This is a genomic window from Campylobacter sp. CS_NA3 (assembly GCF_027797495.1).
GTDB lineage: Bacteria > Campylobacterota > Campylobacteria > Campylobacterales > Campylobacteraceae > Campylobacter_B.
Genome location: NZ_CP115609.1, coordinates 518,095 through 541,810, shown reverse-complemented (window position 1 = coordinate 541,810; position 23,716 = coordinate 518,095). Strand labels below are relative to the sequence as shown.

At 34.5% G+C, this 23,716-nt stretch carries 20 protein-coding genes and 1 pseudogene; 3 read left to right on the top strand and 18 right to left on the bottom strand.

All coding sequences use genetic code 11. The features are described 5' to 3' along the window. Positions 1-115: 115 nt before the first annotated feature. The 16 genes and pseudogenes from PF026_RS02785 to PF026_RS07950 all read right to left on the bottom strand — a co-directional run. Positions 116-2,245, bottom strand: a complete 2,130-nt coding sequence (locus tag PF026_RS02785) for an FtsK/SpoIIIE family DNA translocase (protein WP_270864243.1) — start codon at positions 2,243-2,245, stop codon at positions 116-118. Between the two features lie 141 nt (positions 2,246-2,386). Continuing rightward, positions 2,387-3,634, bottom strand: a complete 1,248-nt coding sequence (locus PF026_RS02780) for a type II secretion system F family protein (protein WP_270864242.1) — start codon at positions 3,632-3,634, stop codon at positions 2,387-2,389. Further along, a complete protein-coding gene (locus PF026_RS02775) occupies positions 3,631-5,379 on the bottom strand; it encodes a GspE/PulE family protein (RefSeq protein ID WP_270864241.1) in 1,749 nt (582 codons plus the stop codon). Before PF026_RS02775 ends, PF026_RS02780 begins: the two co-directional genes overlap by 4 nt. Before the next feature lie 5 nt (positions 5,380-5,384). Beyond that, the gene (locus PF026_RS02770; protein WP_270864240.1) at positions 5,385-5,924 is read right to left on the bottom strand and encodes a hypothetical protein; all 540 of its coding nucleotides are present in this window, start codon (positions 5,922-5,924) and stop codon (positions 5,385-5,387) included. After that, positions 5,921-6,907, bottom strand: coding sequence for a tetratricopeptide repeat protein (locus PF026_RS02765; protein WP_270864239.1), 987 nt, complete (start codon positions 6,905-6,907; stop codon positions 5,921-5,923). The genes PF026_RS02770 and PF026_RS02765 overlap by 4 nt, the downstream gene beginning before the upstream one ends. Beyond that, positions 6,900-7,739 carry an ATP-binding protein gene (locus PF026_RS02760; protein ID WP_270864238.1) on the bottom strand — a complete coding sequence of 280 codons (840 nt, stop codon included), beginning with the start codon at positions 7,737-7,739 and terminating at the stop codon, positions 6,900-6,902. The genes PF026_RS02765 and PF026_RS02760 overlap by 8 nt, the downstream gene beginning before the upstream one ends. Next, positions 7,732-9,300 (bottom strand): pilus (MSHA type) biogenesis protein MshL, encoded by a 1,569-nt coding sequence (mshL, locus tag PF026_RS02755; RefSeq protein WP_270870490.1) that lies wholly within the window; start codon positions 9,298-9,300, stop codon positions 7,732-7,734. The genes PF026_RS02760 and mshL overlap by 8 nt, the downstream gene beginning before the upstream one ends. Then, the gene (locus PF026_RS02750; RefSeq protein WP_270877195.1) at positions 9,278-10,348 is read right to left on the bottom strand and encodes a hypothetical protein; all 1,071 of its coding nucleotides are present in this window, start codon (positions 10,346-10,348) and stop codon (positions 9,278-9,280) included. The genes mshL and PF026_RS02750 overlap by 23 nt, the downstream gene beginning before the upstream one ends. Next, positions 10,348-11,661: a hypothetical protein gene (locus PF026_RS02745; RefSeq protein WP_270864235.1), complete on the bottom strand. Its 1,314-nt coding sequence runs from the start codon at positions 11,659-11,661 to the stop codon at positions 10,348-10,350. The genes PF026_RS02750 and PF026_RS02745 overlap by 1 nt, the downstream gene beginning before the upstream one ends. A gap of 263 nt (positions 11,662-11,924) precedes the next feature. Beyond that, positions 11,925-12,794 (bottom strand): GTPase Era, encoded by an 870-nt coding sequence (gene era, locus PF026_RS02740; protein ID WP_270864234.1) that lies wholly within the window; start codon positions 12,792-12,794, stop codon positions 11,925-11,927. Beyond that, complete coding sequence (gene hslU, locus PF026_RS02735) at positions 12,794-14,113, bottom strand: HslU--HslV peptidase ATPase subunit (protein WP_270864233.1); 1,320 nt, start codon at positions 14,111-14,113, stop codon at positions 12,794-12,796. Before hslU ends, era begins: the two co-directional genes overlap by 1 nt. Beyond that, on the bottom strand, positions 14,114-14,659 hold the full coding sequence (gene hslV / locus PF026_RS02730) for an ATP-dependent protease subunit HslV (protein ID WP_270861236.1): 546 nt from the start codon (positions 14,657-14,659) through the stop codon (positions 14,114-14,116). Next, positions 14,659-15,102: a 50S ribosomal protein L9 gene (gene rplI, locus PF026_RS02725; protein ID WP_270861237.1), complete on the bottom strand. Its 444-nt coding sequence runs from the start codon at positions 15,100-15,102 to the stop codon at positions 14,659-14,661. The genes hslV and rplI overlap by 1 nt, the downstream gene beginning before the upstream one ends. Before the next feature lie 18 nt (positions 15,103-15,120). Then, on the bottom strand, positions 15,121-16,347 hold the full coding sequence (locus PF026_RS02720; RefSeq protein ID WP_270861238.1) for an argininosuccinate synthase: 1,227 nt from the start codon (positions 16,345-16,347) through the stop codon (positions 15,121-15,123). Positions 16,348-16,431: 84 nt separating this feature from the next. Continuing rightward, positions 16,432-17,679: an McrC family protein gene (locus tag PF026_RS02715; RefSeq protein ID WP_270861239.1), complete on the bottom strand. Its 1,248-nt coding sequence runs from the start codon at positions 17,677-17,679 to the stop codon at positions 16,432-16,434. Beyond that, positions 17,672-18,877: pseudogene (locus tag PF026_RS07950) on the bottom strand (McrB family protein); the annotation flags it as partial. The gene PF026_RS02715 and the pseudogene PF026_RS07950, both read right to left, overlap by 8 nt. A gap of 846 nt (positions 18,878-19,723) precedes the next feature. Here PF026_RS07950 and PF026_RS02705 point away from each other — a divergent pair. Genes PF026_RS02705 through lptB form a run of 3 tightly spaced genes read left to right on the top strand, consistent with a single transcriptional unit; the run spans position 19,724 to position 21,093 of the window. After that, on the top strand, positions 19,724-19,981 hold the full coding sequence (locus tag PF026_RS02705) for an RNA-binding S4 domain-containing protein (RefSeq protein ID WP_270861263.1): 258 nt from the start codon (positions 19,724-19,726) through the stop codon (positions 19,979-19,981). Beyond that, positions 19,953-20,375 carry a tRNA (adenosine(37)-N6)-threonylcarbamoyltransferase complex ATPase subunit type 1 TsaE gene (gene tsaE, locus PF026_RS02700; RefSeq protein WP_270861241.1) on the top strand — a complete coding sequence of 141 codons (423 nt, stop codon included), beginning with the start codon at positions 19,953-19,955 and terminating at the stop codon, positions 20,373-20,375. The genes PF026_RS02705 and tsaE overlap by 29 nt, the downstream gene beginning before the upstream one ends. After that, positions 20,356-21,093 (top strand): LPS export ABC transporter ATP-binding protein, encoded by a 738-nt coding sequence (gene lptB, locus PF026_RS02695; RefSeq protein ID WP_270864232.1) that lies wholly within the window; start codon positions 20,356-20,358, stop codon positions 21,091-21,093. Before tsaE ends, lptB begins: the two co-directional genes overlap by 20 nt. Before the next feature lie 56 nt (positions 21,094-21,149). On the opposite strand, the gene hisD is transcribed toward lptB, so the two are convergent. Together hisD and PF026_RS02685 are read right to left on the bottom strand one after the other, a co-directional pair. Further along, the gene (gene hisD, locus PF026_RS02690; RefSeq protein ID WP_270864231.1) at positions 21,150-22,436 is read right to left on the bottom strand and encodes a histidinol dehydrogenase; all 1,287 of its coding nucleotides are present in this window, start codon (positions 22,434-22,436) and stop codon (positions 21,150-21,152) included. Between the two features lie 199 nt (positions 22,437-22,635). Beyond that, positions 22,636-23,646, bottom strand: coding sequence for a hypothetical protein (locus tag PF026_RS02685; protein WP_270864230.1), 1,011 nt, complete (start codon positions 23,644-23,646; stop codon positions 22,636-22,638). Positions 23,647-23,716: the final 70 nt, after the last annotated feature.

Below are 23,716 nucleotides of genomic sequence, written 5' to 3'. Positions count from 1 at the left end.
TCCTTTTAGCGAAAATAGATTATACAAGAAAATAGATAATAGCGTAAGATAGCACAAATATAGTATTTGCAAATTTAAATAGCTATCACTACGCTGGTGCAAATTCGCTTTGAATTTACCTTAAAATTTCCCTTTGACCTTTGGCGTCAGGTTTGCTTAAAAAACCTGTCATTTCTAGCTGTTCGATTATAGTTGCAGCGCGATTATAGCCGATTTTAAGACGGCGTTGCAGGTAGCTTATAGAAGTTTTGCCGTCACTAGCTATAATCTCTTTTGCTTCATCAAGCAAAGGATCGATCTCGCTACTATCAAGCCCAAATTCGCCGTTTTCGCCGCCATCTTCACTTTCGGTGATAAATTTATCATCATAAACCACGCTTTGTTGCGAACGCAAATATTCGGCGACCGTATTTATCTCATCTTCTGTCGCAAACGGCGCATGCAAACGAATAGTAACGCTCCCGGTCGGTGGCGTAAAGAGCATATCGCCTCGCCCTAGCAAACTCTCAGCGCCCATTTGATCCAAAATTATACGGCTATCCATAGATGAGCGAACTTTAAAGCTAATGCGACTTGGCATATTTGATTTGATTAAGCCTGTTACAATTTCCTTACTTGGGCGTTGGGTGGCGATTATTAGGTGAATTCCGCACGCCCTAGCCTTTTGCGCTAAAAGTGCAATGTTAAATTCAACATCTTTTCCACCCGTCATAATAAGATCAGCAAATTCGTCGATGACAACCACGATATAAGGCAGAATTTCGCCGTGCTCTTTTGCGATTTTTTCGTTATAGCTTTCGATATTTTTGACCTTATTATCTGCCATCAAGCGATACCTGCGTTCCATTTCAGCTACGACATTTCCAAGAGCAGTTATAGCTTTTTTAGGCTCTGTTATAATCGGCGTTAGCAAATGTGGAATATCTTCATAAACGCTAAATTCGACCATTTTTGGATCTACCATTATCAAACGCAAAGTCTTTGGCGAATTTCTATACAAAAGGCTTAAAATAAGCGCATTTACACCGACACTTTTACCGCTTCCTGTGGTTCCTGCGATGAGCAGATGCGGAAGTTTTTTAAGATCTGCTACAAATGGCTGGCCTACAATATCCTTGCCAAGTGCCACAGTTAAGGGGCTTGAAGCAGTTTTAAAAATTTCGCTCTCAAAAATTTCGCGTAGATAAATCGTTTCTATGTCTTTATTTGGAATTTCGATTCCAACGACATCTTTGCCAGGAATTGGGGATTGAATTCTTATCGTTTCGGCTCTTAAAGCCATTTTTAGATCGTTTTGTAAATTTGAAATGCGATCGACTTTGACATTTGGCGCAGGGCGAAACTCAAAAGTCGTAACCACAGGACCCGAGTATGTTCGCACGACATCGCCGTCGATTTTAAATTTGCGAAGTTTATCGAGCAAATCGTAAATTTTTTTATCGATTTCGCTTTCGTCTATGCTAGTGCGTTTTTTCGGTGCAGAATTTAAAAAATCCAAAGGCGGCAAAATAAAATCATCAGGCTTTGCGATTTTGCCTTTTTCGAGCTGATCAAGTAGCATTTTATTTTCAGCTACTTCTCTTAAATGCTCGACATTTGCAAATTTGCTAGATTTTAAAGAACTACTTTCGCTTTGTGTTTCGCTATCGTCGCTCTGGACATCGTCAAATAGGCTTTTGCCCTGCTCTTTTTTTATGCGTTCTTGTGCTTTATTTATCTTTTCTTTTGCCATTTTTGAAGCAAGGCGAGTTTTTTTAGTCGATGTTTCTTGCGATTTTTGTGGCTGCGAAAAGGTCGGTTGCTCATAAATTTCTTCTTTTGGCTTGCGTTGGATAATAAACCAATTTTTGACGATATTTGTAAATTTATCTTCAAAAATCAAAACAAGTGAGAGAATAAAAATGGTAATATTAAAAATCCAAACACCAACGCTACCTATCATAGCGCGAAGTTCGCCGATAAGAGCTGCGCCGATAGCACCACCGCCATCTTCACCAAAAATAGCACCCTGTATGCAAAGAATAGTGAAAAATAGCAAAATAATCCCTGCGATAAATTCGACAAGGCGTAGATCAAATTTTTTAAAATATTTATAACCGATAAAAATCGGAATTAAAAGCAAAAACGGATATAAATTTGCAAAATAACCAAAAAGTGCGGTATTATACGCGCGTATGATATTTCCGATACTACCGACTAACGCGGAATCCGGAGCGATAGTCGCAAGTCCAAAAAAAACAAGCAAAGCCGAACAGATAATAAAATAAAATTCTCTTAAAATAATAAATCCTTTTAAATTTATAAACGAAGCATTTTAACGAATTTAGAATTAAAATTTAATTTGAAAACGCCCGAATTCTCAGTTTTCGGGCGTTTAAATTTGTTATTAGTTTTTGACGGCTTTTCCAAGATCCCACATAGGCATAAAGATACCAAGCGCAAGTAGCAAAACCATACCTGCCATAAAAAATAGCATAATCGGCTCAACATAGCTTGAAATATTATCGATAATATCGTCAAATTTTTCTTTGTAATAATCAGTTACATTTCCTAGCATTTTATCTAGACTACCTGATTGCTCACCGGCACTAATCATCTGAATAAGCATACTTTCATAAAGCCCGGTATTTCGCATAGCATCGGTTAAGCTAACACCTTGTTGCACTGCAACTTTAATGGTAGAAAGTTTTTCTTTTAGCGTTTCGTTATCAACCATCAAAACAGCAGTATCAAGTGCATCTGCTATCGGAATACCGGCTCGGACTAGCTCAGTGAAAATAAGCATAAATCTTGACATAGTAGAATAAAAAATAATCTTACCAAATAGATAAACTTTTAAAATTCCCTTGTCCCAGCCTCGCTTAAATTCATCGTTATTTTTATACGCCCATTTTAGAGCAAAAATAATACCAATAATACCTGCTAAAACATATAAACCATAATTACTTAAAACAGATTCGATTCCTAGCAAAATTCGTGTAGGAAGTGGTAGCTCTGCACCAAGTTCTTCGAAAATTTCACGAAATTTAGGAACAACATAAAGCATCAAAATAGAAAAAGCAATCGCCATGACTATCATAAGTATCATAGGATAGCGCATAGCCTTTTTGAATTTTCTTTGGTTTTCCCAAATTTCATCAAGCATTTGAGCTAGTTTTGCCAAAGATTCAGCCATATTACCTGTGCTTTCACCAAGGCTAATCATAGCAAGAACAACATCACCCAACTCGCCCCTAAATTTAGCAGAAGACTCTGTCAGGCTAAGACCGGCATTAAGGTCATCGTTCATAGCAGAAAAAATCTCTTTTAGCTTTCTATCTTCTGTTGCATTTGCAACCTCTTTAATGGAATCGTGAATAGAAATACCAGCGTTTGTCATAACCGAAAGTTGCTTAATAGAAGCTACAAGTGCAGGAATTCTAACTCTACTACTGGCCCCCATGAGCCTTGTAACTTGCGTTTTAATATCTCCCAATGAAGCACTAACATTACTAGTTTGTGTTTCGCCTATTTTAGTTATAACGCCACCGTTTTTTTGTTTAATCAAATTCCTAGCAGCAACTTTATTGTCTGCCTTTAAAAACATTTTTTGTTTTTTTCCGTTTGCAATATATTCTACTTCAAAATTTTTCATTGTTTTGCCACCCTATAAATTTCTTCAATACTTGTTGCTCCCCTTGCCGCACGGATTACGCCATCGTGGAACATATCAATAAAACCTTCTTTAAGAGCCAACTCTTTCATTTCGTCCTTAGAGGCACCATTTGCTATTAAACTTTGCATACTATCACTAATAGGTAAAATCTCGCTTATCATCTCTCGTCCTGCATACCCAGTTCCTGCGCATTCATCGCAACCCACAGGCTTATAAAATGTATATTTTTCAGGTAAATACGGCGCAAGAGTATCTAGCATAGATTTTGGAAGCATTGTTGGCTGTTTGCATTTTGGACAAAGTTTTCGCACCAATCGTTGTGCTTCAACCGCAATTAACGCACCGCTTATAAGATAACTTTCAATACCCATATCTACAATTCTAGGAATCGCGCTAATTGCGTCATTTGTGTGAAGTGTTGAAAAAACAAGGTGTCCAGTAAGTGCCGCTTGAATAGCTATGCGCAATGTTTCTTGGTCACGAATCTCACCGATCATTATAATATCAGGGTCTTGACGCAAAATAGAACGCAAAGCCGCAGCAAATGTAAGCCCTGCTTTTTCATTAACATGGACTTGTTGGATCAAATTTACCTGATACTCAACAGGATCCTCAACGGTAATAATCTTCGTATCAACACTTTTTACATCATTAAGTGCCGCATAAAGCGTAGTTGATTTACCACTACCGGTTGGCCCGGTAACTAATATAACACCATAAGGAGCATGCATTGCGTTATTAAATTTTTTAAAGCTTTCCGGGTGCATACCTAATTTTTCAAGACTAATAATAACCTTTGATTTATCCAAAATACGCATAACGGTTGATTCGCCGTTGATAATAGGAAGCGTTGAAATACGAAAATCATACTCTCGTCCAGAAATTTTCATACTAAAACGACCGTCTTGCGGTTTTCTACGCTCTGCGATATCCATATTCGAAAGAAGTTTGAGCCTTGAAACCAAAGGCGGATAAATATCTTTATCAAAGATAAAAATTTCAGTTAGCATACCGTCAATTCTAGTTCGCACAACACAATTATTTTCAGACGGCTCAATATGAATATCGCTACCGCGAGAGATAATTGATTGTTTAACTATCATTTCAATAAGTTGCAAAATAGCCGAACTATCATCGTCTTTACCGCTGCCGCCTGTATTTGTAAGCTCTTTACGAATTTCATTAACCAAGCCCCTAATGCTATCAGACAGCTCTATTTTATTAAGATATTTTTTGATCTGATTAGGGTCAGCAACTACGATTTTTACAAGTTTTTTATTAAAAATTCCTTGAACTCTATCTTGAGCATCCATATCAAAAGGATCTGAAAATGCAACAAACATATTGAGATCATCTTCTTTAACAGGAATAACACCATATTTTTTAAGCTGAGCAGTAGGTGCTTTTTCTGAAATTCTAAAATCTACATCCACATCATCAAGATTCATATAAGTCATCTTAAATTTACCAGCTAAACTTTGCAAAAAAGTCTTTGTGTCGATATAAAATTTTTCATTAATCTCTTCAAGCGTGATTTGTTTTCGTCTATAAATATCTACCAAAAGACAGGCAAATTGATCTTGATCAATATAGTTATCACCAATTAAAACCTCGCCCAGTGTAAGCCCAATATCCATTTTTTCGCTAATCTCAGGAATGATATCGGGAGTCAAAACTCCGTTTTTAATAAGAATTTTTATAATATACTCTTCAACTTTTGTCATACATATCACCAATACATTTTAATAGAATTTACCTTGTCATCAACATAAAGGGCAACAACCATTTTTTTTATGTCACCTTCATCTTTGATGAAAAGCTCAGCCCTGTCTCCGTTTTGTAAAGTAAAGATATATGTATCACTCTTTTTTACATAATCTTTTTCTACAAATTTATCAAAAATTTCAGACAAAATATAATTAATCTTTGGCGTTCTAATATAACTTATATCAACATTATCACAAAGTGCCAAATATAGCATTTTCTTCTGAAATAAAATAGTCGAATATAAAGACGCATTTTCTCGCGATTCTTTATTTTTATAAAGCATAACAGTCGGGATAATAAGCTCGTTTATTTTATCCATTTTCAGACAAGCTTTTGCATAAGTATTTGCTAACGAATCGTTTTGTTGCTCAATAAATAAATTTCGAACACTTTCTTGACAAATTCTATTGTATTGCCCAATTTGATCCCAATTTCTGACATCTTCAATATCGACAGCAACAGCAAAACCGACAAAAACTAAAAATGAAATTATAAATCTCATAACGATCCATTTCTAATCTGTGAAATCAAATTTGCTATATCTTTATCATTTGCCCTTGAATTAAATGTTTCAAGTGCGTATAAAGCATCATTTTTTCTACCTTTTTTATAATTTGCCTTAGCAAAAATCATCCAGCTTTGAACATTATCTTTATTTAACTCATTTGATGTTAAAGCCCATTTAATAGCACCGTCGTAATCTTTTTTATTGTAAGCTTGTTCGGCCAATGCTAATGAATATTCAATATTTTTTGTAGCATAGAATTTGCTCTCTAAATTTTGTTTATTAGGATCAAGCCTTGAAGTGCTTATCTGAATTCTACTTGAAATCGGACTCGTAGGCCGTTTTGGAGCAGTCTGAGTGTTTGCAACCGAATTTGATCTAGGCGATACAGGAGCATTGCCGAAATCTATGATTTCATTTTGTGGAACCGAATTAAAAATAGGATTTTGTTGTTGCGGAACAAACTGCGGTTGTGGAAAATTTTGATAATTATTATTTGGATAATTATTATTTTGGTAATTATTTGTAATACTAAATCCCGCAGAATCTTCACTAGAATGAATTCCTACATCGTTTAAATTTAAAGTAGGTCGCTCGGTACTCGTAGCATTAGAATTCGAAGCAATAGGCGCACTCATATTAAAGTCAGATTTTGTATATACTATATTCTCATTTTGATTTGCAATAGCAACTTGACTATTTTGCGAACTTTGTGATTGAATTTGAGTTTCAGGTTGAACTTCAACGCTATTTTGATTTATTTGCGCCATCGAAATCTTATCATCATTACTATCTTTTAAAATCCAAAAAATAGCTCCAATTGCAACTGAAATAAAAAGCAAAAGCGCTAAAATAGTTTTATCAAATTTAAATGAAGTATTGCTAGATTTACTATTTTTTAAAAAAGAAAACTGCCTCCTTTTTTTATCATACTCTTCCCAGCGTTTTTCCAATTCACTAACTTCATAATATTCAAGCATTTATAATCCCCGCACTAATTGCTGCCATTTCTATAATTTTGTTATTGATCTGAGACAAACTAATCTCAGTTGGCTTATTAACTTCGTAATATTCAAACAACTCATACATTTTATACATAAGTTTGTTGATATTTCTTAAATTTCCGTCCGTTAGCTCTAAAATCAAATCAAAATTTTCATCGCCAAACATCAGAAAGTACTGATGAAAACCTTGAAAAACCAATTTTTTCTCAATATACAGTTTAATTTCACTCAAATTTGAATTTGGAAGCTCGATACTTTCCCAAATTCTAGTTTTAAAATAGTCCTTTGCAAGTCTATCTTCTTCATCCGTTTTATGGACAGTAAATAGAAATTTAAATAGCCTTGTATCAGCCATAAGGCGAATTTTTTCTATCAAATTTCCTGGATAAAGCTGAGCCTCGTCAAGCAAAATAACAACCTGACTTACACTAGGAATATTTTTCTCAGAAATTTGCGTTTTTTCCCTATAAGCTCGCATAAAATTCTCATAGTTATCAATGTTTTCATTAGGATAAGCACCAAAAATTTGAAAATAAAGCTCTAAGAAAAACTCTGTTTCGTCAAAAAATGGCTGTGGCAAAAAAACTACTTTTACCTTTTTTTCTAAATCGACTTTTATTTTATTTAACAAAAAAGTTTTCCCGCATCCTGGCTTTCCATAAAACAATATAAGCTTTAACGGCTTTTGCAAAGCATTTAAAATCTTGTGGTAAGCAAGCGTGGATTTATCGAGATTAACGAAGTTTGTAACTTCGTTATCCTCGACAAAAATATCCTTTATTTTTGTATAATTATTTGTATTACTCATTTTCATAAATCGATTTTGAATATCCAAGTTCTTTAAGCGATTTGCTTAGCGGAACACTAGTATCATCAATAATTCTAGGAGTCACAACAAAAATGAGTTCAGTTGTAGACAGCTTATCATGTGTGCTTTTAAAAAGATTGCCCACAAAAGGAATAGAGCTAAGCATTGGAACGCTTGTATTATCTTTAGTTTTTGTTTGACCAATCAAACCACCAAGAATAACAGTATCGCCATTATTTACCCAAACTACACTTGAAATTTTCTTTTGCAAAGTATCTGGCGCAATCTCTCTAATACCAGTTTGTTTAACATTTTCTTCTTCGTATTTGAAGCTACTTAAACTTGGATTAATTCTAAGCATAATTTTATTTTCATCGGAAATTTCAGGCAAGATATTTAACAAAATACCAATAAATGTAGAATATTGGGTATATGTTATACTGGTTTGACCACTTAAAGAGTTATTATTGCTACTTTCTTTTAAAACACGGTAATTGATATTATCGCCAACTGAGATAATAGCGGGTTGATTATTCATAGTGGTAACCTTTGGACTAGAAATAACCTTAGTTTTACCCTTTGTTTCTAAGAAATTTATCATTCCATCGATATTAAAGTTCAAACCAGCACCAAATGTCCAAGTGGCACTATCATGCTTTTCGCCAGTATGTCTGCCACGATGACCAAAATCTCCATTGCTATAACCAGTCCAAGCATAGTCTGCATTCACTAATCTTCCAGTAGATAAATCTTTTGCTACACCCCATGGATTGCCAATATAAGATGAGAAACCAAGTTGAAATCTTGACCAATCAATACCTGTAGTGTAGTCGTTGTTTAACTCAACTGCGACAATACTTACATCAAGCAAAACTTGTCTACTAAGCCTTTTTTGCATACCTTTTAGATACGCTTCAACTCTTTTAAGTTGTGATTTCATACCAGTTACTGTTACCAAACCCGCATTTTGATTTATAATAGGAGCAACGGCAACATATTTTTCTGTTCCGTTATTTAAAATTAGAGTAATTTCTTCACTAATCTTTTCCCAAAAATCAAATTTTTCTTGTGTTTTAATCATATTTTCTTGTAATTTTTCATCATCTATATCATTACCAACTTCAATAGGAGCTGAATCTACACTTGATTTAGTAATAGCAGTTCCCTCTCTAACAGAAGTTATATAATCAACTTTAAAAGTTTTAGTATTTAAAGCAGAAACTTTTAAAATTCCATTTGAGTACTCGTAATCTAAATTATTTTCTGAAACCAAAAGATTAAACACTTCTCTTAAAGACATATCTTTTATGCTTATACCTTGAAGCTCTTTATTAAGTTCTTCTGAAGCCATAGCATCTTTTGCAACAAAAGAAAATTTACACATATCAGAAAGCTGAGATAACATCTCATTTAGTGTAACAGTATCATTAACTTTGATATTAAGAGCCCTTCTTTCACAATCCGAAGAAGTTGCAGGTGCTGCAACTAAACTAGATGCTGTCATCGATAAAGCAAGCAATGCCGCTATACTAACTTTTTTACTTATATGAAATAATGACATTTTTCTTTCCTTGATTCATTTTTAGTTCAATTTTATTGTCGCCATCTGCAACCAAAACACTATTTTCTTTTATCTCAACGACTTGATATGATCCGATATAATCGCCAATTTCATACCAAGCTTCATTTAGTTTAACCTTGTCGCCTAAAATTCCACGAAGTTGTAAATCAAATGTTTTATCTACAACAACTTGGGCTTCACCTTCTTTTGCTTTTGGTTTTAACGGATAAAAGGGATCTTTAAGCGCCGTAATTTTATCATCAGACAAACCGATTCTTGGCTTACCCAATGTATTAAATTTATCATCATATAGTTTTTTATCAATACCTTCTGCATTACACAATAATACAGAAAAAAGAGAAAATAAAATTATCTTTTTCATTGATATCTTACCCCCCCATATAGATATTCCGATAGTTCCACCAATCTTACCGTCAGTCGTAGATTTATTAACATCCAGTTTATTTACATCAACCACCATTTTGGATTCTTCAATGGCATTGATATAGCGCAAAACATTATGATAACTTCCTTCCATTACAACGCCTACATCAAGCATAGCCTGTGGTTCTAGGACTAATTTATTTTGATCTATATTTTTTTCTTCGCTAGTTATAGCAAAAACTTTGACATTACTTTTTACAGCCATTTCTGTTAAACTATCCAAAAATTCAGCCCAATTTTCTCTATTGTATGTTACATTGGAGACTTCGCGAAGCTTATTATCAACATACTCATTTGAATCAATTGTTTCATTAAGTCTTGTTTGTTCGCCCTTTAAGGCTATCTCTTTGTTTTTTATTTGACTATAAGTTCCGTTTCCCAATGGGCCAAAGGCATTTAAGCCATTTGTAGCATCATTTAGATTTTGTGTAGCTTTATTTAATCTGCTTTGCTCATTATCAAAATACTCTTGTGCGCTAGGAGATAATGCCAAATAAGCAAGACCACCAGAAAGCAATAAAGCTAACACTAGATAAGTATTTGCACTACTCCCTTTACTCTCAAACCAAGAATCAATCTTATCGAGTGTAGTTTGTTTTCTCATTACTCTACCTCCACACTGACATTACTATCATAAACAACTGTTTGTTCGTTTTCATTTAAAATAATGGATCTAGTATAAACAGAATATGGTCTAGTCTCACTAATATTCTTCAAAAGCTCAGTCATTTGTTTATCATTTCTAGTATTGACATTTACCGTTAAGTTTCTATCATCTGTTTTGATGCTTTGAATATTGCCTTGACTACCAACAACCATATTCGATAAATCATGAATAGCAATTGCCTTCATCGCATAATTTATCTTTTTATCAAAAATTCCATCCAACAAACTAAGCCTATCTGTCAATATTTTATTTTCTCTTGCAAAATCTTCTCTTGTTTGCGTAATTTGTTTATTTAAATTTTCATCAATACCCTTGACTTTATTAAGTTCAGCATTTACTTGCGCATACTCTGCTTCTTTTTGATCTGAAATCAAGCTATTGTAGTACCCATGACCATATTGATACAAAGGATAAGCCGCACCAAGCAACAGGCCAAGTGCGATATAACCAAAAAGCTTACCACTAGTTCTTTGTGTTATAGGTGGCGGTCGCTTAAATGGAGAGTAGTTATGCTCTTCGTCTTTATTGGCAAGGAAATTTTGAGCTGTTAAAAACATCAAAGTATCAAGCTGTGTAAGCTCAAATTCTTTGGCATTTTTTGCAACACTAAAATTAAATTCTTTATATGTTAAATTTAGCGTATTTTCTACAAAAACTTCAATACCCGGAATCTTACCAACATCACTACCAAAATATATATTTTGTATTCTGATATTATAAATTTTATTCAAAGAATTGATAATATCGTTAATATAATAGAACATATCATCAAAAATTTGAATCATATAATCTCGTTCAGCTGGACTTTCCAAATTTGCACCGTAAGTAGATAACATCATATTAAATGTGTTTTCTTCAAGCTTACTTCCAGTTAATTCTGCAAATTTATCATTTAAGAATTTAAGATTATATCTTAGTTGGCGAGATTGGAAATATTCGCCGTTTTGATACACAACCAAAAACGCATCATCTCGTTGCAAATAGATAAAACAATCTGTCCCTTCTTTTGTCAAAAGCCCTCTGCTATATAGACTTTCATACAAGAAAGGCGCAATCGCAACATAATCAAGATAACCAGTTCGTGCCGCAATCGCATCAAACTGAGTATTTAAAAGTTGGTTATCGACGACGAAAACATTAAATGCTCTCTCGTCGCTACTTGCACCGACAACTTCAAGATATGTAATCTTGTAATCCAAAGTAGCATCAAGCCCAAGCTCTTCATAGACCTTAATAACGATAGCATCCAACAAATCTGCATCTTCAACAGATCGCGGAATCTCGACGGTTGTCGTTATAATGTCTTTAAAAGGAATATAAGAGATATAGGTCTCTTTTGCTCGGCTAGATCTTCCGAAATCGTGTTCAAAGATCTCGTTGCCACTTAACCCAAATATGGTCTGTGTGACCTTGTTAATTGCAACTATAGAGTTTGCATTACTACTATTTTTAGCCATCTTCATCCACTTTATAAAGAAATTTGCTTATAGTTTAATCAAAAACAAACAAAATGTCAATAGATAAAATGGCTTTTTATGCTATTTTCGTCGCTTTTCCACGATTTTTTAACAAAAACGCTTAATTTGACATAAATTTTAACCTTAGAAAAAGCTGAAATTAACTTTTTCGATTTTATGCCTATTCGCTTGATTGTATCGCCGTTTTTACCGATTAAAATCTGTTTATGAGATTGCGTATCAGTTATAATTTTGGCATAAATTGAAATTAAATTTGGAGTTTCATTTACTTTTTCTATGATAACATCTGTCGAATACGGAAGTTCGCCGTTTGTGTTTTCAAAGATACTTTCAAGTATAAAATCCCTATAAATATCCCTTAAATTCGTGCTACTTATGAGTTCAGGGTCATAAAAATACTCATGTTCTGGCAAAAATTTGCAAATTTCATCTAAAATTTGGCGTTTGAAAACATTTTTTTTGATATTTATAGGTATTATTGCGCCAAATTTATCTTGGAATTTTTGATATTCACTTAGTTTTTTCACGATTTTTTCGTCATTTGCTTCATCAATCTTAGTTAAAAGCACGATATGATTTACACCATTATGCAAATTTAAAAACTTTTCATAAATTTCGGTGCTATCGTGGATTGGTGCTAAAAATAGCACCAAATCGCTATCCCCAATCGCATTTAGCGCAACCTCAACCATGATTTTGTTCATCATTTTATTGCTCTCATGCAGTCCCGGCGTATCGACAAATATAATTTGATCTTCCCTGTGCATAACTATGCCATTGATTTTACGGCGCGTTGCATTTACTTTGTGCGACACAAGCGAAATTTTTTCGCCCAAAATGTAGTTTAAAAACGAGCTTTTCCCTGCATTTGTGCGACCGATTAGACTAACAAATCCACTTTTCATTATAATATATACTTCGCTAAATCTTCGTCTTTGACGATTTCATCAAGCTTTTCATCGACAAATTTATCATCGATTACCACTTTTTGACCTTTAAATCCGTCGGCTTCATAGCTAATGTCTTCAAGCACTTTTTCCATTACCGTATGCAGTCTTCTAGCGCCTATATCTTCGACTTTTTCGTTTGTTTTTGCGGCATTTTTTGCAATCGCTTTTATTCCGCTATCGCTAAATTCAAGCTCGACACCTTCTGTGGCAAGAAGAGAGATATATTGCTTGATTAACGAATTTTTTGGTTTTGTTAAAATTTCACAAAGCGCATTTTCGTCCAAACTATCAAGCTCTACACGCAAAGGAAATCTACCTTGAAGCTCAGGAATCAAATCGCTTGGTTTGCTTATATGAAATGCCCCCGCTGCGATAAATAAAATGTGATCTGTGTCTATATTTCCGTATTTCGTGCTGACACTTGAACCCTCGACTATCGGGAGCAAATCTCTTTGAACGCCCTCTTTGCTAGGATCTTGGCGAGAGCCTGAATTTGCACTTACAGCGACTTTATCGATCTCGTCGATAAAAATAATACCTTCATTTTCGCTTCTTCGCACGGCTTCTGCCTTTATGCGCTCTATATCTAAAATTTTATCACTTGCTTCGTTTCTAAGAGCCACTTTTGCGTCTTTGATTTTCATCTCTTTTTTGCTTTTTTTACTGCTTATACCGATGACTTTGATAAAACTTTCTTGCATATTTGCCATTTCAGGCGGTAAATTTGAATTTGCTTCAAATGTATTTTCGCTGATTTCAATCTCAATCATCAAATCATCTAAATCGCCGTTTTTAAATTTAGTTGCCATTTTTTCATAACTTTTAGCATAATCAGCGTTTTTTTCTTCACTTGCTCCACGCGGTAGTGGCGGAAGAAGTTTTTCTAAAATTTTCTTTTCTATATATTCATCGATTTTTTCTTTGTTTTTTTCAAATTCTTCGCTTCGCACCAAATTTATAGCTGCACTTACCAAATCCCTAACCATAGATTCGACATCTCGTCCCACAAAGCCGACTTCTGTGTATTTGCTAGCTTCGACTTTGATAAAAGGCAAACCAAACATCTTTGAAAGTCTTCGCGCTATTTCAGTTTTTCCAACGCCCGTCGAGCCTATCATTAAGATATTTTTTGGGATTATCTCATTTTTCATCTCATCATCTAGTTGCATTCGGCGATAGCGATTGCGAAGTGCTACTGCGATAACCTTTTTGGCTTTACTTTGACCGATTACATAATCGTCTAAATTTTTTACTATTTCTCTTGGTGTCATCATTTATTTATTGTCCCAGATTGCATAAGTTTTAATGTTTTCATTTGTATAAATGCAAATTTCAGCCGCTATTTTTAGGCTCTCTTTGACTAGTTCTTCTTCATTTAAATTTCCAAATTTATCTAAAGCCCTAGCTGCGCTTAAAGCGTAGTTTCCACCGCTTCCGATTGCGACGATTTTTCCGTCATCCGGTTCGACGACATCGCCCGTGCCGCTTAGTAAGAAAATATGCTTTCTATCGATAACTATCATCATGGCTTCAAGTTTTCGCAAATATTTATCTTTTCGCCACTCTTTGCTAAATTCGACAACGGCTTTTAAAAGTTCGCCTTTTGCGTTATCAAGGCATTTTTCAAACATATCAAAAAGATTAAACGCATCAGCCGTGCTTCCTGCAAACCCTGCTAAAACGCTCTCATCTTTGCCTATTTTGCGAATTTTGGTCGCTTTTCCTTTTAAAACGGTGTTTCCAAATGTAACCTGCCCGTCTCCGCCGATAACAGAAGCATTTTTGCCTTTGTAGGCAAGTATGGTTGTAGCTTCAAACATTACAAACCTACCACTTCGATTTCAAATTTAGCACTTATGCCGTGTTTAAATTTAGCACTCACATCGTAAATTCCTGTGGTTTTGATAGTGCCAAATTCCAAGATTTTTTTATCGACTTCAAAGCCTTTTTGCTCTTTTAGGGCATTTGCGATGTCATCTTTGGTAACAGCTCCAAAAAGTCCGCCATTTTCGCCGACTTGTTTTGCCACCTTTACACGCACTTTTTCAAGCTGAGTTTTTAGCAAATTTAGTGTTTCGATTTCACTTTGTTTAAGCTCGGCTTCTTTTCTTTTTCCTGCTTCAAATTTACGCAAAACTTCGGTTGTAGCAGCCAGTGCAAAGCCTTTTCCGATTAAAAAATTATTTCCGTATCCGTCTTTTACTTCTTTGATTTCCCCTGCTTTTCCAAGCCCTTTGACATCTTTTATAAGTAAAACTTTCATCAAATTTTCCTTTTAAATTTAGAATTTTCGACCGCTTTTTCCTGCGATGATAAAACGCAAAGCATTTAGTTTGATAAAGCCTTCTGCGTCTTTTTGGTTATAAACTGCATCTTCTTCAAATGTGCTAAAATCGACATTGAAAAGACTATCACTTTTGCTTTCTCTGCCTATTACGCTTACGCTTCCTTTGTAAAGTTCAAGCCTAACGGTGCCATTTACGCACTCTTGCGATTTATCTATCAAAGCTTGAAGCATAATGCGTTCAGGGCTAAACCAAAAGCCGTTGTAGATTAACTCGGCATATTTTGGCATAAGTTCGTCTTTTAGGTGAGCGGCACCTCTATCAATCGTAATACTTTCAATCGCTCTGTGAGCTTTTAGCATTATCGTTCCGCCCGGAGTTTCGTAACAACCCCTGCTTTTCATACCGACGAAGCGATTTTCGACGATGTCAAGTCTGCCTATGCCGTGTTTTGCACCAAGATTATTTAGCTCATTTAGCATTTCGTGTGGTTTTAGTTTTTTGCCGTTTAATGCGACAGGATCGCCATTTTTATACTCGATTTCGATGATTTCACTCTCATTTGGTGCTTTTTTAGGATCGGTTGTCCATCGCCACATATCATCTTCCGGGGCGTGGTTTGGATCTTCTAAAACTAGTCCTTCATACGAAATATGAAGCAAATTTGCATCCATCGAATACGGCGATTTTCCTGCTTTTTTTACGATTTCTATGCCATGTTTGCTAGCGTATGCTAAAAGTTTTTCACGACTATTTAAATCCCACTCACGCCATGGTGCGATAACCTTTATATCAGGTTTTAACGCATAAGCTCCAAGCTCAAAGCGGACTTGGTCGTTTCCTTTGCCGGTAGCTCCGTGGCTGATAGCATCAGCCCCTGTTTTATTTGCGATTTCGACAAGTCTTTTTGCAATAAGCGGTCTAGCGATACTAGTTCCTAGCAGATACTCGCCCTCATAAATCGCATTTGCCCTAAACATAGGGAAAACATAGTCGCGGACGAATTCTTCTCGCAAATCTTCGATAAAAATATTTTCTGCTTTTATGCCTAGTTTTAGGGCTTTGTCTTTTACGGGCGCTAGGTCTTCGTTCTGACCGATGTCTGCTGTGAAAGTAACCACTTCGCAACCATAGTTATCGCCAAGCCATTTTAAAATAATGCTAGTATCTAGCCCACCGGAATATGCCAAAACTACCTTTTTTACGCTATTTTTTTCTGCCATTTTTAAACCTTTTAAGTAAATTTAACTGCTTATTTTAGCCAAAATTTTGTTTAAAACTTCTGAAATTTATTAATATTGGAATTTTTACATTTTTTCTGTATTTAAAATTTTTTGTATCTGTGAATTTATCGCATTTTCATCAAAAATTTCAAAAAACAAAATTTGCAATTCCTTTTTATTTGCTTTATAAAAGTATTTTAAATCATCTTTTTTCCCTATTTTTGGATAAATCAAAACATTTTTTTGACTTTTATATTTTTCGGCATAAGCAAAAATCTGATACAAATCGCTCTGCGAAATATCATCTTTTATGCTTTTTATGATTTTCCATTTTGTATCCAAAATTATAGTATTTTCGCCTTTAATCGCCAAAATATCGGGTCGCATTTTAAACAAATTCTCTCCGCCGTTATCCGCCAAAAGATACTTACTCGAATTTTGCGTTTTTATCTCAAATTCGCTATGTTTTTTAAAATAGTCCGCCACAAAGCTCTCAAAAAGCAAATTCATATCAAAAAGCAGGGCAAAAGCCTTATCGCTTCCGCTATACTGCGTAAAACTTTCGTTTTTTAGGAAAATTTTGCACCACGCAAGGGCGATTTCATATCTGCTAAAATGGCGTGAGCTTTGGCATTTTGAGAAATCTGCGCTTAAATTTTTGCTCTCTAAAATATCAGAAAAAACAAATTTCGCATTTGCTAATCTTGCCGTTGTTTTAGCGCTAAAACCAAATTTAAAAAGCAAATTTAACGCACTTACGATAATGCGATTTTCAGGTATATTTGCTATAAATTCATCGGCGTTTGTATAAAATCTCTCTTTGTGGATTAAATTTGCCTTTAAATGCTCGTTAAAAAGTAATTTTCCTTTTAAAAAGTGCCTGTTTTGGCTGATTTCGACATAGTTGTTTTTGATACCACTTTTTATGATTATATCAAGTTCATCTAAGAACATAATTGCAAAAATTTCTAAGAGCGGAAAGTTTTTGGCTTTTAAATTTGCCATTTGTGTCCGTTTAAACGGCGAATTTTTAAGCGTTTTTAGCATTTTAAAAAGCAAATCTCGGGATTTTTTGCTATCAAATTCATCATCTTTTTCAAAAATTTTTGGCAAAATCTCCAAAACAAAACCGCTTTTGGTTTGGATTAAGCCGACGAAATTTTTAGCTTTTAAGGTATGCGAATTTACAAAACCGATAAATTTATCGTTGCCGTAGCCGTGAGCGAAATCCACAAGCTCAGCAAAGGCTTTTTTAGCTTTTTCGCTTCCAATTACGCCAGATATTTCATTTTCGCCAAATCTTTGCCACTCGGCAATTTGCAAACTATTCATAAATATTTTTACAAATTTCTATAAATTTTTCATCATTTAATTCATCAAATTTGCAAATTTGATAAACCATTTTACCATCATCGATAAAGCTAAATTCTCCGTTAAATTTAGGCTTTGGTTTGTCGGTTATCATACCATTATCGTTCAAAACAGCTCGAATTTTTTCATAATCATCATAAAAATATTCTTGCAAAAGCGGAATAATTTTATTTTTAAAGGCTTTTCGCAAATCGCTTAAATTCGCAACGCCGATAAAATAAGCATGACCGATTGTATGCTCTCTATCGAGCAAAAATTCTATTCTTTCGTTAATCGCATTTAAAAGCTTTTGCAAATTTACGCCGTCGATATTTTCGCTTAAATTTTCAGCTTTTGGCATCATCTCCACAAACTCAAATCGTCTTCTAAGAGCGGTATCGATTAAGGCGATAGAGCGGTCCGCTGTATTCATAGTGCCGATTATATAAAGATTTTTTGGCACTCCAAAACCTTTGCCGTTATCAAATTTTTTGCCACTATACGGCAACGCAACCCTTAATTCTTCGGGATTTTTTATGCGTTTGCTTTCTTCTATCAGCGTAATCAACTCGCCAAAAATCTTTGAGATATTTCCGCGATTGATTTCGTCTATGATTAGGATATATGGCTCTTGTTTAATTCTTTGTATGGCTTCGATAATTAAATTTTTATTTGTTTTTACTTGTTGAAATGTTTTTATGCCAAAATTAACTTCATCGAATTTTATATAGCTATCCGTATCTTTTGCATACCAAAGCCACTTAATTTTTCTATAAATTTTTTCCTTTTCTTCTTTTATAATATTTTCTATAATGCCAAATGCTCGTATTGTTTTACTTTTGCCATTTGTAGAAGTTGGGATAACTATATAATGTCCATTTTGAGCCGAATTTTTAAGTTCATCATAGCCATAATTCTTGAAAGTATAAACATACTTATTTTCTATACACTCATCAAAATAATCATTTTCTTTTTCGCCGTTAGGAAGCGTATAAAGTCTCCATAAAGTTTTTTCTTTGTCTAAATTTTGTATAGAATTTGCCCTTTCGCAAATTTCTTTAAAAATTCCGTTTTTTATCTCGTATTTTAACTCGCCGCTTTGGGAATTTTTATCATCAAACACAGGCTTTATGCCTTCGACAAACTCTTCATAGCCATAACTTTGATGAAAAGTTATGAACTCGATTTGTCCGTTTTGGCGATATTTATCAAATTTAGCCTTTCTATTTTCGGAAGGACTTTCGCCCAAAATTTGTAAAGCCAAATTTACAACTTCATAAGTCTTACCAGTCCCCGGAGGTCCGTAAAGAATTTGATTTAGTGGGAATTTCATTTTCTCCCCTTTATTTTCACTATTTGGTTGTATTTTTAAATTTTGATTAGTATTTTGTATCGGTCTAAAATCATCAACACTAAATTCATTAAAAATATTTATTAAATTTTCTAATTCTGTAATCATATCATCTGATATTTCATTAAATTCTTTTTGATACCAAGCCGTTCTTTTACCTTTGAAATTTTCTTTTTTATCTCGTTGGTTTAATAAATTATAAGCATTGCAATATATATCGTTTGCTATTGCTCCACCTATCATAGTATAGAATTTTTTATCATTATGATTATATATTAAAATTACATAAAATCCTTTTTTTTGAGTGAAATTATCTGTATTTACCAAATATTTTTGCAAAATATCTTTTCTACAAAAACAAATATTTGGAGTTTTACTTAACTTACCGCTACCAACACCAATATCCACTACAATATTATCAAATTTTGTTTTCAAATTTTCTTTTATTGGTTCTATTTGTTGTGGTATTCCTGTTGTTTTATCTGTTTCCTTACGATTATCAATTATCCTTACAAATTCACTTACAGCAGATTTTAAAATTTCTCTTTGTTCTTGTGTGAATTTTAATAATTCTCTATCACTAGCCATTTTATCTCCCCATTTTGAAAAACTAAAAACTCCAAATTCTACCTAAATTTGGCAAAATATAAGATGAAATTTAGTATTATAACGCCTATGAGAGTAGATAAATTTTTAAATTCAGTAAATATCACAAAACGCAGAGCCGTCAGCGAAGATATGTGTAAAAGTGGCGTTGTCTATATAAACGGCGTTTTAGCAAAAGCTAGTAAAATGCTTAAAATCGGCGATGTCATCACAATAAAATTTTTAGAAAAAGATAAAAGTTATCAAGTTTTGAGCTTTCCGACTACAAAAAACACGCCAAAAAGTGAGCAAGAAAAATATGTCAAAGAAGTTCGAATTTGTCCTTAGCCTTAGCGAAATTTCGCAAATCGCAGAAATTTTGCCAAAAAAAGGGATAATACTGCTTATGGGCGATTTAGCTAGTGGCAAAACAACGCTAGTTAAGACAATCGCCAAATTTCACGGCATAGACGAAAAAATCGTAAATTCGCCGACATTTTCGATTATGCAAAAATATGGGCAAATTTATCATTATGACATTTACAATGACGGCTCGTCAGGACTACTTAAAAACGGTCTTTTTGAGAATTTTTTTGAAGAGGGGCTTCATATCGTCGAGTGGGCAGATGAAAATTTAATCGAGCTGTTAAAAAAATATTTGCTTGATTTTTGTATCGTAAAAATCGAAATCAACGGCAACAAACGCAAATACGAGGTAAATAATGCATATACTAGAAGTTAAAAATTTAACAAAAACGATAAAAAAAACGCAAATCATAAAAGGCGTTTCGCTCGAAGTGCAAAACGGCGAAGTCGTGGGCTTGCTAGGACCAAATGGCGCAGGAAAAACAACGACATTTTATATGATTTGTGGGCTTATTTCTAGCACGAGCGGTGCGATTTTTCTTGATTTTAAGGACATTAGCAATGTCCCGCTTCACAAACGCGCCAAACTTGGCATTGGTTACCTGCCGCAAGAAAGTAGCATTTTTAAGGATTTAAGCGTAGAAGAAAATTTAATGCTTGCCGCTGAAATCACCTATAAAGACAAAAAAACAGCTGCCGAGAAAGTCGATGAAATGCTAAATTTGCTAAATATCGAGCCAATAAGGGAGCGAAAAGGCGTGAGCCTAAGCGGTGGCGAGAGAAGGCGTTGCGAAATCGCGCGAAGTCTAATGATAACGCCGAAATTTTTATTACTTGATGAGCCGTTTGCGGGGGTCGATCCTATCGCAGTTAGCGACATACAAAACATCGTGCGAAGCCTAAAAGAGCTTGACATCGGGATTTTGATAACCGACCACAATGTCCGCGAAACTTTGGCGATTTGCGATAGAGCTTATGTCATAAAAGACGGCGAGTTGCTCACTAGCGGCACAGCCAAACAGGTCGCAAACGATGAAAATGTGCGAAAATACTATCTTGGTGATAATTTTAAATTTGATAGCGAATTACAATGATAAAACTTAAAATTTCGCATTTTAATAATTATTAATAAAATGCGAAATTTAAATTTTTATTTTTTATAACGAATTTCCACCGACTTTTTATGTGCCGTTAAGCCCTCTGCTTCGGCTAACGCCATACAAGCTGCGCCCAGCTCATCGACACTTTTTTTATTCATCGCTATGATAGAGCTTCGTTTGATAAAGTGATAAACCCCAAGCGGCGAGAAAAATCTCGCACTGCCGCCCGTCGGCAGCGTGTGGTTTGGACCAGCTAAATAATCCCCCAAAGCTTCTGGCGTATAGTGTCCTAAGAAAATCGCCCCTGCGTGTTTTATGCGTGGTAGTATCTCATAAGCGTTGTCGGTGGCGATTTCAAGGTGCTCGACAGCTAGGTCGTTCATCAAATCTATCGCTTCGTCAAAATTTTTAGCGATGATAATCGCCGCTTTATCGTCAATGCTCTTTCTAGCGATACTCTCGCGCTCTAATGTAGGCAAAATTTTATAAATTTCATCTTTCACGGCAAGGGCAAATTTTTCATCATCTGTAACCATTATGCTACTTGCGATTTCGTCGTGTTCGGCTTGGCTAAGCAAATCAACAGCCGTGTGATAGGCGTCTGCCGAGCCGTCGGCTAGGACGCCCACTTCGCTAGGACCTGCGATCATATCGATATTTACATCGCCAAAAACTAGTTTTTTAGCCGTCGCGACAAAGATATTTCCGGGACCTGTTATGGCATCGACCTTTTCTATCGTTTCTGTGCCATACGCCATCGCCGCAACGGCACTTGCGCCGCCAACCTTGTAGGCTTTTTTGATTTTTAGCACATGCATGGCGGCAAGAAGCAGTGAATTTACGCTTCCGCCCACAGCAGGGGTGCAGACGGTTATATCGCTCACGCCTGCGACGATTGCAGGGATTGCGTTCATCAAAAGCGAACTCGGATACGCCGCCTTTCCGCCCGGCACATAAAGCCCTGCACGATCAACAGGCGTGATTTTTTGTCCTAGCATTTCGCCGTATTTGCCAAATTCGATCCAGCTTTTTTCGAGTTGCTTTTCGTGGTAGGCAAAAATTCGTTCATAAGCCACTTGTAAGGCATTTTTTAGCTCGTTTGAGAGCTCATCAAAAGCCTTTTTCATCTCGTCTTGTGTGATAGCGAGATTTCCCTTAACTTCCCATTTGTCAAATTTGGCGATTTGCTCATTTAAGGCTTCATCGCCACGAGATTTTATATCGTCGATAATGCCCGTAACTATCGGCATAACGCTTTTCATATCCATATCGGAGCGATTGACAAGCTTTTTAAATTCGGCTTTAAAACCTGCTTCGTTTGATTTTAAAATTTTCATATTTTGACCCTTTAAATTTTTTATAAATTTTAGTTTATAGCATAATTTAGTTTTGAATTTAATAAAATTTGCAAATTTGCAAACTGATTATTTTACCACTGGCGATTGCTTTGAGCACTTCGTGGTCTGACGATGACAGATTAGGCAAATTTTCGCAATGATAGTAGAAACAAATTATCGCAGTCTATTGTCTCATAAACTATTCGTCAAATGGTCGTATTTTTTGTTTTCCAAGTGGCAAATCGGCTGAAATCTTGATAAATAATGCGTTATAATTTATTGTTCCGCCAAGCAAAATATCGCCGCTATCTAATTTCACAGCTGTATTTATCATGGTTTCTTTTGAATAACCATAAGCAATATTTTTATCTATTTCATCGCCGTTTTGATTAAATTCAATCAAATTTATTCCATTTTCATTACTTGTTATAAATAGTAAATTCTCATTAAATTTAACGATTTTAACTTCATTTCTATTAGAATCCGAACTTACGATTTTTTCAAAAATTTTATGTCCGTCATAATCATATTTTATCAATTTTATCTCTCTTGTTGTTTGAAAATTTTGATAAAAATATTTTTCTTCTAATGTAAAAAAGAAATCATCAAAAGCTAAAAAATCTATAAATTTGACATTTATCTCTTTTTTATCTATAAAATTGCCCTTTAAATCGTATTTATAAAGCCCTTCATTTTCCACCAAAACCAGAAGTGTTTCATCTTTTTTAAGGATACTTTTTATTTCGTCAGTTTGATAAATTTCGTATTTTATATTTAAATTTCTATCAAAATATCGCACCACATTTTGGCTGTCAGTTGCGATAAAATCGTATCCTAAAACTAAAATATGCCTAAATTTATAAGGTAGTGTTTTTATAATTTTTAAATTATCTCTACTTTCAAATTTATCAAATATGTAATTACCCAAAATCAAATGCGATTTTGTTTGGGCTACTGTGCCATTAAGCCTATCATCTACTAGCGAGATACGATTGATTAAAAATCCATTTTTATTTATAAAAGCAAATTTGCCTTGCGAACCCCATTTACAACCGGTCAAAATCATCTCATTAGTTACAAAACTGTGGCTTACACACCAATCATAAAGTTCTTTTGAATTCATTTCCCAAACTGGATTTTTTAGCGTTTCATAAGCGTATAAATTCAGATAAGTCATAAACAAAATAATAAAAATTTTTTGTTTTATCACCACAAATCCTTTGAAATTTTTAAACTAGACAAACTTGATAAATTTAAAAACACAAATTTTAGCTAAATTT